11 protein-coding genes are annotated in these 14,125 nt (G+C 58.7%); 6 read left to right on the forward strand and 5 right to left on the reverse strand.

Annotated elements, in window-relative coordinates; genetic code table 11:
- Positions 1–108 precede the first annotated feature (108 nt).
- Complete coding sequence (hmpA, locus tag KUF54_RS14305) at positions 109–1,287, forward strand: NO-inducible flavohemoprotein (RefSeq protein ID WP_219343439.1); 1,179 nt, start codon at positions 109–111, stop codon at positions 1,285–1,287.
- 247 nt (positions 1,288–1,534) lie between these two features.
- On the opposite strand, the gene KUF54_RS14310 is transcribed toward hmpA, so the two are convergent.
- Positions 1,535–1,780, reverse strand: a complete 246-nt coding sequence (locus KUF54_RS14310) for a DUF3297 family protein (RefSeq protein ID WP_219343440.1) — start codon at positions 1,778–1,780, stop codon at positions 1,535–1,537.
- A gap of 153 nt (positions 1,781–1,933) precedes the next feature.
- On the opposite strand from KUF54_RS14310, the gene KUF54_RS14315 reads away from it, so the two are divergent.
- The 3 genes from KUF54_RS14315 to KUF54_RS14325 all read left to right on the forward strand — a co-directional run bounded on the left by KUF54_RS14315 (position 1,934) and on the right by KUF54_RS14325 (position 6,775).
- Positions 1,934–3,247, forward strand: a complete 1,314-nt coding sequence (locus KUF54_RS14315; protein ID WP_219343441.1) for a DUF445 domain-containing protein — start codon at positions 1,934–1,936, stop codon at positions 3,245–3,247.
- A gap of 414 nt (positions 3,248–3,661) precedes the next feature.
- Complete coding sequence (locus KUF54_RS14320; protein WP_219343442.1) at positions 3,662–5,779, forward strand: TonB-dependent receptor domain-containing protein; 2,118 nt, start codon at positions 3,662–3,664, stop codon at positions 5,777–5,779.
- Positions 5,780–5,809: 30 nt separating this feature from the next.
- The gene (locus KUF54_RS14325; protein WP_219343443.1) at positions 5,810–6,775 is read left to right on the forward strand and encodes a siderophore ABC transporter substrate-binding protein; all 966 of its coding nucleotides are present in this window, start codon (positions 5,810–5,812) and stop codon (positions 6,773–6,775) included.
- Positions 6,776–6,977: 202 nt separating this feature from the next.
- Here KUF54_RS14325 and KUF54_RS14330 read toward each other — a convergent pair whose 3' ends face one another.
- Positions 6,978–7,409: a hypothetical protein gene (locus tag KUF54_RS14330; protein WP_219343444.1), complete on the reverse strand. Its 432-nt coding sequence runs from the start codon at positions 7,407–7,409 to the stop codon at positions 6,978–6,980.
- 98 nt (positions 7,410–7,507) lie between these two features.
- On the opposite strand from KUF54_RS14330, the gene KUF54_RS14335 reads away from it, so the two are divergent.
- Positions 7,508–8,848, forward strand: a complete 1,341-nt coding sequence (locus tag KUF54_RS14335; protein ID WP_219343445.1) for a D-serine ammonia-lyase — start codon at positions 7,508–7,510, stop codon at positions 8,846–8,848.
- The gene (locus KUF54_RS14340; protein WP_219343446.1) at positions 8,845–9,249 is read left to right on the forward strand and encodes a hypothetical protein; all 405 of its coding nucleotides are present in this window, start codon (positions 8,845–8,847) and stop codon (positions 9,247–9,249) included. Before KUF54_RS14335 ends, KUF54_RS14340 begins: the two co-directional genes overlap by 4 nt.
- Positions 9,250–9,253: 4 nt before the next feature.
- Here KUF54_RS14340 and KUF54_RS14345 read toward each other — a convergent pair whose 3' ends face one another.
- From KUF54_RS14345 to KUF54_RS14355, 3 genes are all read right to left on the reverse strand, one after another.
- Entirely contained in the window at positions 9,254–10,801 is a 1,548-nt protein-coding gene (locus KUF54_RS14345; RefSeq protein ID WP_219343447.1) for an FAD-linked oxidase C-terminal domain-containing protein, read from the reverse strand.
- A 178-nt stretch (positions 10,802–10,979) separates the two neighbouring features.
- The gene (locus KUF54_RS14350; protein ID WP_219343448.1) at positions 10,980–12,899 is read right to left on the reverse strand and encodes a UvrD-helicase domain-containing protein; all 1,920 of its coding nucleotides are present in this window, start codon (positions 12,897–12,899) and stop codon (positions 10,980–10,982) included.
- 315 nt (positions 12,900–13,214) lie between these two features.
- Positions 13,215–14,117, reverse strand: a complete 903-nt coding sequence (locus tag KUF54_RS14355) for a LysR substrate-binding domain-containing protein (RefSeq protein WP_219343449.1) — start codon at positions 14,115–14,117, stop codon at positions 13,215–13,217.
- Positions 14,118–14,125: the final 8 nt, after the last annotated feature.

Genomic DNA, 14,125 nt, shown 5'->3' on the forward strand with positions numbered 1-14,125 from the left:
CTCATATTTTCACAAGCCATTATTTTACAGTGGTCTTGAAGCTGGCATGTAGCTTGCATAAATCAGATCAAACCTTGCAGATGGCAAGGCCGTCATCAGGAGATTTGCATGCTTACCGAACGTCAACGCGAGATTGTCAAAGCCACCGTACCACTGCTGGAAACCGGCGGCGAGGCGCTGACCACCCATTTCTACAAAATCATGCTGGCCGAGCACCCAGAAGTGCGCCCGCTGTTCAACCAGGCGCACCAGCAAAGCGGTGCCCAGCCACGTGCGCTGGCCCACAGTGTGCTGATGTACGCCAAGAACATTGACCGTCTGGAAAATCTGGGCAGCCTGCCCGCGCAAATCATCAACAAGCATGTGGCGCTGCAGGTGCAGGCCGAGCATTACCCGGTTGTGGGCGCCTGCTTGCTGCGCGCCATTCGCGAGGTGCTGGGCGCCGAGATCGCCACCGATGAGGTGATCTCCGCCTGGGCAGCCGCCTATCAACAGCTGGCCGATATTCTGATTGGTGCAGAGCGTGCGGTGTACGAGCAGACTGCAGCGGCCGAAGGCGGCTGGCGCGGTGGTCGAAACTTCAAGGTCGTGCAAAAACAGGCCGAGTCTGCCGAGATCACCTCGTTCTATCTGGAGCCCGTGGATGGTGGTGCCGTCATCACCCACCAGCCCGGCCAGTACATTGGCCTGCGCATGGTGGTGGATGGCGTGGAGCAGCGCCGCAACTACTCGCTGTCGGCGGCCAGCAATGGCAAGAGCTACCGCATCAGCGTCAAGCGCGAGGCAGGCGGCAAGGTCTCCAGCTATCTGCATGACAGCATTCACGTGGGCGATACGCTGGAGCTGTTCCCGCCCGCAGGCCACTTCACGCTGCAAAGCAATGCCAAGCCACTGGTGCTGATCAGCGGCGGCGTGGGCATCACGCCCACTCTGCCCATGCTACAGGCCGCGCTGCCCACGGGCCGCGAGATCACCTTCATCCACTGCGCACGCGATCGCGGTGTGCACGCCTTCCGTGAGAAAATTGATGCGCTGGTCGCAGCCAATGAGCAGCTGACACGCCGTTACTGCTATGACAAGGCAACCGCTGGCGATGAGGTCGATGCGCAAGGCCTGCTGAGCACCGAGCAACTGGCCGAGTGGCTGCCCGAGTCGCGTGATGCCGATGTCTACTTCCTGGGCCCACGCGGCTTTATGCGCAGCGTCAAGCAATCGCTGAGCACTCTGGGTGTGCCCGATGCACAGGTGCATTACGAGTTCTTTGGCCCCGCGGAGGCACTGGCCTGATCGACGGATTGCTCATTAAAAAAGAGCTGCTTGCGCTTGGTATTACTGGGTTTTGATACTTAAAGCATCTGAAACCTATGTAAATCCAGCGCAAACAGCTCTTTTTATTGATGCGGAGACTTGGCTAATTGCTCTTTAAATTGGGCGATCACCCAGTGAGAGACATTGAGCAAGGGCCGCCCTGCAGCGAGGGGGTCGTTCCCCTCCCGAAGAGAGAGGCGGGAAGGCGCGCAGCGCTTCTGGCGACTTAACGGTAATACGCTTCGACCGTACCCTTGATCTTGATCAGCAAAGGCTTGCCCTTGCGGTCGATGGCCTTGGCGTGAGGGATCTTGACCCAGCCTTCGCTGACACAGTATTCCTCGACGTCGAAACGGTCAGTGCCGTTGAAGCGGATGCCGATGTCATGCTCGAACACGGCGGCCACATGGTGGGGGCTGCGGGGGTCGATGGACAAGTGGTCTGGCAGTTCGGGGCGGGTTGCGTCGGTCATGGTTTTTGGAAAGTCAGGGAAAACAAGGTCGCTATTTTCGGCGTATTTGCAAAAGCCTGTCTTCGGCCTTTGCAATGCTGCAGGTCATAGGATGACTCTTACTCGGGCCGCACCGCATAGTCGCAGCCGCCTGACTCGCCTATGCTGGCGTTCATGCTGACCCAAGAACAACGCCTGTCATTGCAGCACGCCAAGCGGCTGCCGCTGATTTTGCTGCTGCTGGTGACGGCAGGTTTCATCATCACCGCTGCAGCCAGCTCGCGCTGGGGCATCGCCGGGCAGGCTGTGCCGCTGTGGCTGGTTTGCCTGCGCGGAATGTGCGAGGCCGCCATGGTGGGCGCGCTGGCGGATTGGTTTGCAGTCTCGGCCTTGTTCAAGCGCATACCGCTGCCGCTGGTGGGGCGGCACACGGCCATCATCCCGCGCAACAAAGACCGCATTGGCGAGAATTTGGCCGTGTTTGTGCGCGACAAATTTCTCGATGCCCCGTCGCTGGTCGCACTCATCGAGCGCAACAACCCCGCGCAGGTGCTGGCTGACTGGCTGACGGCCCCCGCCAACAACCAGTTGCTGGGCAAGCAGGTTGCGCGGCTGGCGCTGGCGGCGCTGGAGATGGTGCAAGACAAGCAAGTCGAGAAATTTTTGACCCAGTCACTCAAGGCCGTGATGGCGCATGTCGATCTGTCGCGCACGGCGGCATCGCTGCTGTCGGGGCTGACTGCGGGTGGTCGTCATCAGGAGGTGCTCGACGATGTGCTGGGCCGCATCAGTCGTGTGCTGCAAAAAGAGCAGACCCATGTGCTGATTGCGCAGACTATCGTCGTCTGGCTCAAGCGCGAGCACCCGATCAAAGAAAAAATGATGCCCACGGACTGGCTCAGCGACAAGGGCGCAAGCATGATCGCCAGTGCTTTGGACAGTCTGCTGCAGGACGTGGCGCACAACCCCGACCACCGCCTGCGCGAGGCGTTTGATGGCTCGGTGCAGCGGCTCATTGAGGGGCTGCAAAACGATCCGGCCTATGCCGAACGCGTGGAAAAGCTGCGCAACTATCTGCTGCACGACGAGAAGCTAGCCGCCTATCTGCGCGAGCTGTGGACAGGCTGGCGTGCCCGGCTGGAGCGTGATCTGGCGGATGAAAACTCAGCCCTTGCGCGGCGTGCTGCGGTGATGGGGCGCTGGCTGGGGCAAGCTCTGGCGCATGACGAGGAATTGCGAGACTCGATGAACGAGCGCCTCAAACGCTGGGCGACGACACTGGCACCCGATGTGTCTAAATTCATCGGCCAGCATATTGCCGACACCGTTAAGCGCTGGGATGCGGAGCAACTCTCAGAGCTGATCGAGGCGCATATTGGCAAGGATCTGCAGTACATCCGCATCAACGGCACGCTGGTGGGCGGCGCGATTGGGCTGTTGTTATTCCTTATCTCGCACGCAGGGAGTTTGTGGCAAGCCTTGAAGTGAGATCGTTAAATTGATAGCGGCATGTCTAATTGGGGAAAGCAGTTAAAGCTTGTTTGGCATGATGTTTTTGTTGCTTTTGCGCCTATGCGTAACAAAAAATCCGTTTTATTAGTAAGAGCGAATTAATTGTTATTTAGAATAATGAGAATTATTCGCAAATAGAAGACGCCTCGCGTATTCTTCCCCAGCCGCAGCAAGGCAGGGTGCAGTTTTGAGCTGCCCTGCTTGTCGTTGCCGCCATGTCTTGTGGGCATGGCTTAGCCAGGTATCAGCCATCTTTATGGCGTGATTGCAGTTTCTTCAAAGACCTGCGAGTACCTTTCGGGCCCTGTGATGCTTTGCCGCTGATCTGATGCTTCATCAGATCTGGTGCGCTGTGCATGGCCCTGTGTATTTCAACCTCAGAGCTAACTCATGTACCACCGTTCTACGCTAGTGGCCGCCCCTGCCGTGGCCTGTTCTTTGTTCACTTGTGCGACTGCAGCGATGCGTCGCCCGCGTAATTCGCTGGCGGCAGCCATGTTGGGTGCGGGTTTGCTGAGCCAAGGCGCTGCGCTTGCCGCAGATACGGAAATGGAGACTGTGGTGGTCACGGCTTCAGGTCATGAGCAAAGCATTGTGGATGCGCCTGCGTCGATTTCGGTGATCACGCGTGAAGAGTTGGAAAAGCAGTCCTATACCGATATTGCAGATGCTGTGCGCAATATTCCCGGTGTGAATGTGACCAATGGTGGCAACAACCAAGACATCAGCATCCGCGGTATGTCAGCGTCTTACACCTTGTATTTGGTGGATGGGCGTCCGGTCTCTACGGGTCGCTCGGTTAATACGAATGGTGCGGATGGCGGCAAGCAAATTGGCTTGCCTTCTATCGCCATGATTGAACGCATTGAAGTGATTCGTGGCCCTATGTCATCGCTGTATGGCTCGGACGCCATGGGCGGCGTGATCAACATCATCACGCGTAAAACGGCTGACAAGTGGCATGGTCAATTGGGTACCGAATTTACGAAGTCGTTTAACGACATTAGCAATGATGGCCGCCAAGTTGATGGCTTTGTCGCGGGTCCGATCATTCCTGGTCTGCTGGGTTTGAAGGCGGGCGGCGGCTACACAAGCTTTGATGAAAGCACCTACATCGGTGGCTCTGACGGCGCCGCTAGCCGACCTGAAAGCAAGCGCCAAAACGGCAATGTGGAGCTGACCCTGACTCCTGACAAGAACAATACCGTCAGGCTGGGTTACACCACAGCGCGCCAAGACACGACGCAGACGCCGGGCTTAAGCATTGCCCCCACCGCTACGGGTAAGCCAACGGAATATCGCTATGACAAGGAAGTGATGACGCTGTCGCATGAAGGGCGCTACGGCAACCTCATGACCAGTACTTATTTCCAGCGTGACGTATCTGAGAAAGTGCAGGAGTTGACGAAGAAAGAAACCGTCAATGTCCTCAACAGCCAAGGCACTTACGCCTGGGGCAAGCACCTGATTACCTTTGGCGGCCAGTACAAGACTGAAAAAGTTATCAACGAAACCAATGGCCTGCTGACGGCATTGCCCGGCGTGGGCGTGAGCAGTGCAGACCGCTGGATTGGTGCGTTGTTCTCTGAAGTGGACTGGAGCGTGACACAGAAGCTGTCCGTTACCACGGGTCTGCGTTATGACCGTGATGAGTTTTTTGGCGGCCACCTCTCTCCCCGCGTCTACGGTATTTATCGTCACACGCCGCAATGGACTTTGAAAGGCGGCGTCTCCACAGGCTACAAGCAGCCTTCGCTGGCGCAGTCTACGGCGGGTATTGGCTCAACCACAGGCGGTGGTGGCTGGCAAAGTTTTGCACCTAACAATCGTGCACTCAGCATTGGCAACCCTGACCTGAAGCCGGAAACCAGCACCAGCTTTGAAGTTGGCGGCATGTTCCAAAGCGTCGATAAAAAGCTCAATGCCAGTTTGATGGTGTTCCACACCAACTTTGACGACAAGATCGCTGAAGACCGTTATTGCACCAGCCCGAATGCGAGAAACAATAACGACTATGCCAACTGGGGCTGCAGCTATGGCGCCAATCGATATTACTTTTTGAGCACCAACAAGAACGTTGACAAGGCGCGTATGCAGGGCCTTGAGGTGACGGGTGATTACCGCTTCTCCCCGGCACTGAAGTTCAGCTCAAGCTACACCTACACACACTCTAAGCAGCTCAGCGGTGACTTTGCCGGTCAGCCATTGAACAAGCAGCCAAAGCACATGCTCAATGCGGTGCTGGACTGGAAGGTCAACGCCAAGCTCAATGTTTGGACGCAAGCCAACTACCGCGGCAAAACATCGGACTACCTCAGCCGCACCACCATGGCTGACGGCACCCCTGCTTATGCGCTGTTGAATATTGGCGTGGTCTATCGCCTGACAGGCAAAGCACGCGTGAGAGCGGCTCTGCACAACGTGACGAACCGTCAAGTCACCAACAGCGACTATGGCGTTGTGCTGGATGGTCGTCGCATGAGCCTTGGCTTGACCGTGGACTTTTAAGCATCGCGCTGATTTTTTGAGGAGATATACATGAATTTTTCTAACTCACGTCGCAGGACTCTGGGGTTGGCCCTTGCACTGTTGGCGGCATCTGGAATGTCTGCAGCTCAGGCTGCAGCCCCCACAACGATTACCGTGCAACACGCTAAGGGCGAAACCACGGTGCCGCTGGCGCCTAAGCGCGTAGTAGTCTATGACTTGGCCTCGCTGGACACGATGCAGGCACTGAGCTTGCCTGTGGCCGGAGTGCCCAAAGCCAACTTCCCCGCCTATATGGCGGGCTATGCAAATGCTAAGTACAAAGTGGTGGGCTCTTTGTTTGAGCCTGACTACGAGGCGCTGAGCGAGCTGCGCCCCGACTTGATCGTGGTGGCCGGCCGCTCTGCCAGCAAGTACGAGACGCTGAGCAAGATTGCGCCGACGCTGGATTTATCCACCTCTGGCAACAACTTGTTGGGTGATATGCAGCGCAATGTGAGCACGCTGGCCAGCCTGTGGGGCAAGCAGGCACAAGGCGAGAAGTTGATGCAGCAGGTGCGCAGTGATGTAGATGCGACCCGCGCCGTAGCTGCCAAGGCTGAGCAAGGCTTGCTGGTGCTGGCGGTTAACAAGAACATGAGCGCGCAAACACCCGGCTCACGTTTTGGCCTGTTGTATGACGTGCTGGGCGTCAAGCCTGCGCTGCCAGCAGACCCGGCTAAAACACGCGGCATTTCTTTGAAGATGGATGACATTGCCAAGCTCAACCCTGAGTGGCTGTTTGTGATCGACCGCAACGCAGGCACTGGCACGACCAAGGACAAGGATGGCAATCCTGTCCTGCCTTCCAAAGAGCTGTTTGACAATGACACCATCAAGCAAACGCAGGCTGGCAAGAAGCAGCAAGTGGTGTTTGTCGATCCACAGATTTGGTACCTGATGGGCAGCAGCGGCCCACTGTCCATGCGCGCCAATGCGCAGCAAATTCGCACTGCTTTGTCTCAGAGTGCGCGTTGAGTTGCGCTGAAATGCTCTTAATTAAATAGCATATAGTCCATATAAATAAATGGCTTCAGTGGGTTGAAACACTGAAGCCATTTTGTTTAGAGGACGATGTTCTGTGGAAATTTGCGCGCAGTCGCGAAGCCGCAGGCAGCCTATGCGTACGCCAAGGCGAAGCAACGATGTATCAAAAGTGGTGTTGCGGCTCTTAGTCGCTTTAGTTTTGCTCTTGCACAGGCTCTGGTGGCAGTAATTGCATGCCGATTTGCTGCCAAGCCTTGGCGGCATCGTTTTGGCCCGCAAACAGGTGGCAGCTGGCGGCGGTCATGGCCAGGCGGCCGTTTTCGGGTTCCAGGTCAAAAGCCAGTTCGCACTGCGCAGCGGCGTTGGCCCACATGACTTGGGCGTTGTTCGAGCCTTCTTTTTGCAGCGCGTGGGCCTCGGCCATCCATGCCTGAGCGAGGCGAAAAGCGGCTTCTGGCTCGGCTACATCGGCCTTGTGTGCCGAATAAAACTCTTTGCCAGCGGCTTGCCACAGGCCGCGGGCCTGCTCGAAGTCTTGCGTGGCAACCTTCTGGGCTTGCTGCACCAGTGCGTTGCCGGCCTGCAGGTGGGCCTGATAGTTGGATGCGTCTTGATCTTGGGACATGGCCGGTATTGTCCCCGGCAATCAATTCCCGCAGCGTGGCTCAGTTTGTCGAGAGGCGTTATATCGCTCTTAACATACGGGTTTTAAGAGAGCCCGTTATGCATCCCTCCTCCGCCCCCTCGGCTTTGCAAACCCACATCATTGAGTCCTTGCAGAGCGCCAAGCCCACGCTGTGGGCCGGGCGGAGTGCGAAGGAGCAATCCACCCACGACATCAGCGCACAGCAAGTGCAGCAGGCCGTGCAGCGCTTTGAGCGCTTTGCGCCGCTATTGATGAAGTTGTTTCCGGAACTGACAGCATCCAATGGCCGTATCGAGTCGCCCTTGTTGCAAGTGCCGCAGATGCAGCAGGCACTGCAGTTACCGCAAGAGGCGGGTCAGCTGTGGGTCAAGGCCGATCACAGCCTGCCGGTGGCTGGCTCCGTCAAGGCGCGCGGCGGTGTGCATGAGGTGCTGGAGCACGCTGAAAACATTGCCCTGCAGCACGGCTTGCTGGCCGATGGTGACTATCTGCAGCTAGCCTCAGCTGCGGCTCGCGCCCTGTTCGCTCAGCACGAGGTGGCCGTTGGCTCTACCGGCAATTTAGGGCTGTCGATTGGCGTGATGGCTTCGGCGCTGGGCTTCAAAGCCACAGTTCATATGTCGGCCGATGCCAAGGAATGGAAAAAGCAGCGCCTGCGCGCCCGTGGCGTGCAGGTGGTGGAGCATGCCGGTGACTACGCCCAAGCCGTAGCGGCGGGCCGTGCACTGGCTGAGCAAGATGCGCATTGCCACTTTGTCGACGACGAGCATTCCTTGTCGCTGTTGCTGGGCTATGCCGCAGCTGCTCCATATTTGGTAGCGCAAATTCAAGATGCCAAGCGGACTGCGGGCGAAAATCATCCTTTATTCGTCTACATCCCCTGCGGTGTGGGCGGTGCACCGGGCGGTGTGGCGCTGGGCTTGCAGCAGGCTTTTGGCCCACATGTGCATTGCTTTTTTGCCGAGCCTGTGCAGTCGCCTTGCTTCATCGTCGAGATGCTGGCCGGTGCGCAAGCCTTGCCGGGGTTGGAGGCGCATCCTTCGGTGTACGAACTGGGCTTGAATAATCAAACTGAAGCCGACGGTCTGGCCGTGCCCCGCGCGTCCGAGCTGGCCGCTGATGTGGTGCGCGGCTTCTTGGGCGGCGTGTTCACGGTGGAGGATGAAACCCTGTTTCGCCACCTGAACCTGCTACATGACAGTGAAGCGCTGAAAATCGAGCCCTCAGCCGCAGCAGGCTTTAGCGGCCCGCGTGAGTTGCTGCAAAGTGCAGCCGGTCAAGATTATTTGCAGCGCCAGAACCTGCTGCCGTACATGAGCAACGCCACGCATATCGTCTGGACCACGGGTGGCCTGTTTGTGCCCGATGAGGAATACACCAAGTTCTTGCAGCGCGGCGCTGCGCTGGTGTCTGCATGAGCGTGAATCACCACGGCCTGCCGTCTCGCGTACCGGCAATTGCAGAAATCGGGCGTCTGCTGGGCGACCCTGCTGTGGGTGAGGCCGACAAATGCGCCGCCCTGCAATTGGTGGTGCAAGACCACGCCGATCTGGATGAGGTGGAAGCGCAGTCTGCGCTGTGGGCGATTGCGCAAATGGGCATGCAAAGCGGAGCCGGTCATGAGCAGGCGCAGCAAGCCTTGCTGACCTGCGCGCCGCAGTGGCTGTCAATGGGTGATGTGGCCTTGTCCGTGATGGACTGCTATCAGGCCTTGTTTGGCCTGCGCAGAGTGGACGAGGCCCGCTTTGTTATTGCGCAGCTGAATGCACTGGCCTTGAAGGATGCAGAACTGGCCATGCGGCTGGCGCAGTTGCGTTGAGCGTTTAAAAGCGCGGCAGATCGGGGTGGCTAATCTGCCCGCCGCGCACCAGCATTTTTCCGTATTCAGCACAGCGGTTGAGGGTGGGAATGACTTTGCCGGGGTTGAGCAGGGCCTGCGGGTCAAACGCGGCCTTGAGGGCGAACATCTGGGCATTTTCTGCGGTGGTGAACTGGGTGCACATGCTGTTGAGCTTTTCCACGCCCACGCCATGTTCGCCGGTCACCGTACCGCCCATGGCCACGCTGGTTTCCAGAATATCGGCGCCAAACAGCTCGCAGCGGTGCAGCTCGTCGGGGTTGTTGGCATCGAACAAAATCAAGGGGTGCAGATTGCCGTCGCCTGCGTGAAAGACGTTGGCGCAGCGCAGGCCGTACTTTTTTTCCATCTCCTGAATGGCCAGCAAAATGTCGGCCAGCCGTTTGCGCGGAATGGTCGAATCCATGCACATGTAGTCGGGGCTGATGCGGCCGCTGGCGGGAAATGCGTTCTTGCGCCCACTCCAGAACCGCAGGCGCTCTTCTTCGCTCTCGCTCACGGTGATGGCTGTGGCACCGGCGCTGCGCAGCACCTCGCTCATGCGCTCGATTTCTTCTTCCACTTCTTCGGGTGTGCCGTCGCTCTCGCAGAGCAAAATCGCCTCGGCCGTCAGGTCGTAGCCTGCGCGCACAAAGTCTTCTACGGCGGCGGTCATGGGCTTGTCCATCATCTCAAGACCTGCCGGGATGATGCCTGCCGCAATCACCGCGGCCACGGCTGCACCGGCTTTGCGCACATCATCAAAGCTGGCCATGATGCAGCGCGCCAGCTGCGGCTTGGGGATGAGTTTGACGGTGACTTCGGTAACCACGGCCAGCATGCCTTCGCTGCCAATCATGATGGCCAGCAAGTCCATGCCGGGTGTATCCAGCGCGTCTGAGCCAAATTCGACGGGCTCGCCTTCAATGGTGAAACCTTTGATTTTGAGCACGTTGTGCACCGTCAGCCCGTATTTCAGGCAGTGCACGCCGCCAGAGTTTTCAGCCACGTTGCCGCCAATCGTGCAGGCGATCTGGCTGCTGGGGTCGGGGGCGTAATACAGGCCGTAGGGCGCAGCCGCTTCGCTGATGGCGAGGTTGCGCACGCCGCATTGCACCAGCGCCGTGCGGCTGTAGGCATCAACGTTCAGAATTTTGTTGAACTTGGCCAGCGACAGCGTCACGCCCATGGGGTGGGGCATGGCGCCGCCCGAAAGGCCCGTGCCGGCACCACGTGCAATGACCGGCGCGCCCACGGCGTGGCAGGCTTTGAGCACGGCCTGCACCTGTGCATAGGTCTCGGGCAGGCAGACCAGCAGCGGGCGCTGGCGGTAGGCGGTCAGGCCATCGCACTCATAGGGCGTGGTGTCTTCACTCTGGTAGAGCAGGGCGTGAGCGGGCACATGCGGGCGCAGGGCAGCCAGCACTTCGGCCTGCCGTTTGGCGCGCTCAGACAGTTCCGGCTGGCGGTGCGCGGCGTTGGCAGCATCGCTGGAGGTGGCGAAAAGATCCGTGAAGGTGCTGGCAGGCGTCATGCTTGCCAATGTAGGGCATGGGCGCGAGCAGCGGTGTGAGCTTTATTGCAAGCTTGCTTGAAATGCTTGCGATAAAGCGCGAGTTTGCTCATTAAATAATAGCTATTGGTCTTTTTAATATAAGCACCTGAGCCTGTTTTGCCTGAATTTTAGATAACTGCGCTTGGAGCGAGCGGGCCTATCTTCTTTCCAAGACCCACAGTCGCTTTTTGGCGCGGGTCATCGCGACGTAAAGCATGTTGCGCTGCGAGTCGCTGGCGTTGGATGAAAAATGTCTGGCATCGACGAAGGGCACGGCCACGTATTCGAATTCATGGCCTTTGCTGCGCTCCACGGTAAGCAGTTGCAAGCTGGGTTTTTCTTGGCGCTGGTGTTGGACAATGCTGGACTGAACCATGAGGCTGAGGCGGCCCAAAAATTCATCGACAGAAAGCCCGGTGCAGATGCGCGACAGCGCTTGCAAGCTGCGTAGGCACTGGCGCAACTCCTCTTGGCTGATAGGCGCTTGGGCGAAGAATTGCCGCAGCAAAGGGTGCTGGCACAGTTGCCCCGCATCGGCACATTGATCGGCAGGCAGTGCCAGCAGTTTGGTCGCGGCAGAGCCTGGCGTGAGGATGCTAGCGAAGAAACGGCGCATAGCTTGCTGCTGGCCTATGAGTTCAGAGGCAATGCGGCGGGTGTCGGATTCTGGCGGGGTATCGCCTAGCGCTTGCATATCGAATAGGCCGTTGGCCAGCAGGTCTTGGTCAGGAGGGCTGGCGTGGCGCACGTAGCGCATCAGCCCTTCTGCGGCGCTATTTAAGATGCCTTGCGTAAGCAGTGCGTCGCCGCTGCAGCCTTTCATGGCCCACAGCATGGCCAGTACCAAGGCAATCTCGCGGCGTTGGTAAAAGCGCTGCATGCCTTTGCAGGCATAGTGCACGCCTTCGTGAGAGAACAGCCACTCCAGCAGCACCGAGTCTTCGCTGGAGCGCAAGATGATGTGTAGCGCTGCAGGGCGATCTTGGGGTTGATGAGGCAGGCCGGCCACTGCGGCATGAATATCCAGTAACTGCCTAGCGCAGCTGTCATCATCGCCAAAGCGGTGCTCAAACCCCGCCGTGGCGTTGGGGTAGTGGGCGTCAAACTTCACGCCAAAGCGTTGGTTAAGCTCTTGGCAGATGACTGGGCCAAAGCGGTAGGTGGTGTTCAGTGTGACCTGAGCGGTATCGGCAGGTAGCTCTTGCAGAATGCGCTGGGCGCTGTCGCCAAAGATGCAGGAAGCTCCCGGCAGAATGTTTTGATTAAAGTCGCCCACGCCGATGAAGCGGCCGTTGCCGCGTGCCAGATGGCGCAGCACCAGTAATGCGGCTTCGTCTAGGTCTTGCAGTTCGTCGAACAGAACGGCGTCAAAGCGCTGATGCAGCAGGGGAAAGATGGCATCAAAGTCCAGCGCCGCGATTTGGCAGGCCAGCGCATAGGTGCAGTCGCCGGGCGCATAGAACAGCGGCTCTTGGGTAGGGCCTAAGCGCAGTCTCTCATAGCTTTGCAGCAGTCGGTACAGGCCGTAGTCCAAAGCGTTTTCGCGGCAATAGTCCAAAGCGGCAAGGCCGCTGTCATCGATGCTGCGCTCCAGCATGCGCTGCTTGGCCTGCGCTTCAAAGGCTAAAAAGGCGCTTATATCGAGCGGGCGGGCGAAGTAGTCGCTCAGCTCGGGAGGCTCGCTTTGCGCATGTCGTTTTATTCTTTGCGTCAGCGCTTTATAGGCTTGCTCAATGAGTAGATTTTTTTCCAGACCCGAAGCAAGCAGGGGCACGGGGTCGCCTTGCTCGCTGATTATTTGCGCGCACAGTTGCTCCAAAGTTAGGAGCTGAAGGTCTTCTGGCTGCAAGGTGGTGAAGCGGGTGAGCCGCGCTGCAATGGCTTTGATGCCGGCGTCTGAGTAGGCCAGCATCAGCACGCTGCGCGCGCCCTTGGTGTGGATCAGATCCGCAGCCTTGATGGCCAGCGTGGTGGTCTTTCCCGTACCGGCCAGAGCGCGGATGAGCAGGGAGGAAGATTCGCTGTTAAGGGCCTGATTTTGATCAATGCCGGGGTAAATCCGAGGCTGCGCGTTCATGAGATCGCTCCATTTAGGGTCTGTTGAGATTTGCTCGGAGTCGCGAAGGAGGCAGGCCGGTTGCCAATCTAGGCGTGCGACGCAGTGCGGGTGCTATCCCGCACAAGGAGTGCAACGACGAGTGGCGGCCGGCCTGCCTCCTTCCCTTCGGGTTGCGGCGGTAAGGGGCTGCCTGCGGCGTTGCCCACCTTTGCAAGGCATGAGCCTTGCTGCAGGCGTGCGCCTTGCATCCAACCCCTTGCCGCCGCAACGCGATCTTCGATCAATTCTCAACAGACCCTAGGTTATCCGCAGCGCTGGCGCCGGATTTTTGCATTACCCCATGGCTTTGCGCAGCCACTCGGCAAAGGCTGCGCATTCCCAACGGTCCATGATGCCGGTCTTCCAGCACAGGTAGTGGGCGTGCGGGCTGGGGGCATCGATGTCGAAGAGTCGCACCAGCGTGCCATTTTCAAGCCAAGGCGCGCCCAGCTTGTGGCGCACGAGGGCAATGCCCATGCTGGCTGCGGCGGCGTCGCACATCAGGCCAATGTCGTTGAATTGCGAGCCTTCGTTGGGCTCTGTCATGTCAAGCCCCGTGGCGGTAAACCAGGTGCGCCAAGGCTCCAGCGGGCTACGCAAGAGGGGCATACCTTCCAAGTCTTCGGGGCGCTCGAATGGGCCATGCTCACGCACAAAGCTGGGCGATGCCAGTGGCGTGACGGTGTCGCAGGCCAGCTCGAAGTGCTCCACATCGGCATAGTGGCCGGCGCCAAAGCGCACCATCAGGTCTGCGTCTTCGCCAATCACGTCCAGCAGCGGAATCGACACTTGCAGCGCAATGTCGATCTCCGGGTAGGCTTCGGTGAACTGGCGCAGGCGGGGGATCAGGATTGAGCGCGCAAAGGTAGGCGTTACGGCCAATTTCAGGCGTCTGCGCCCTGGCGACGCTGCTGCACCGGGAAAGCGCTGTAGTGCGCCAAGACCCTCGCGCACATGGGCCAGATAGGCTGTGCCATCTGTGGTCAGCGAAAAATCTGCCCGGCCAAACAGGCGCGCGCCCAGCAATTGCTCGAGCTGCTTGACACGGTGGCTGACGGCGCTGGGCGTAACGCACAACTCCTCTGCCGTTTGCGTAACTGAGCGCAGCCGCGCCAGAGCCTCAAAAGTCAGCAAGCATTGAATCGGCGGAATCCGCCGGGCGGTGATGCTGTTTAAGGCGCTGGGGCTGTGAGTCATGCAAAGTC

The sequence above is a fragment of the Comamonas sp. Y33R10-2 genome (assembly GCF_019355935.1).
GTDB lineage: Bacteria > Pseudomonadota > Gammaproteobacteria > Burkholderiales > Burkholderiaceae_C > Comamonas.

Coding starts and splice junctions, on each gene's coding strand:
- KUF54_RS14340 (WP_219343446.1), top strand. CDS start 8,845: ATGAGCGTGAATCACCACGGCCTGCCGTCTCGCGTACCGGCAATTGCA.
- KUF54_RS14330 (WP_219343444.1), bottom strand. CDS start 7,409: ATGTCCCAAGATCAAGACGCATCCAACTATCAGGCCCACCTGCAGGCC.
- KUF54_RS14310 (WP_219343440.1), bottom strand. CDS start 1,780: ATGACCGACGCAACCCGCCCCGAACTGCCAGACCACTTGTCCATCGAC.
- KUF54_RS14355 (WP_219343449.1), bottom strand. CDS start 14,117: ATGACTCACAGCCCCAGCGCCTTAAACAGCATCACCGCCCGGCGGATT.
- KUF54_RS14315 (WP_219343441.1), top strand. CDS start 1,934: ATGCTGACCCAAGAACAACGCCTGTCATTGCAGCACGCCAAGCGGCTG.
- KUF54_RS14325 (WP_219343443.1), top strand. CDS start 5,810: ATGAATTTTTCTAACTCACGTCGCAGGACTCTGGGGTTGGCCCTTGCA.
- KUF54_RS14345 (WP_219343447.1), bottom strand. CDS start 10,801: ATGACGCCTGCCAGCACCTTCACGGATCTTTTCGCCACCTCCAGCGAT.
- KUF54_RS14335 (WP_219343445.1), top strand. CDS start 7,508: ATGCATCCCTCCTCCGCCCCCTCGGCTTTGCAAACCCACATCATTGAG.
- hmpA (WP_219343439.1), top strand. CDS start 109: ATGCTTACCGAACGTCAACGCGAGATTGTCAAAGCCACCGTACCACTG.
- KUF54_RS14350 (WP_219343448.1), bottom strand. CDS start 12,899: ATGAACGCGCAGCCTCGGATTTACCCCGGCATTGATCAAAATCAGGCC.
- KUF54_RS14320 (WP_219343442.1), top strand. CDS start 3,662: ATGTACCACCGTTCTACGCTAGTGGCCGCCCCTGCCGTGGCCTGTTCT.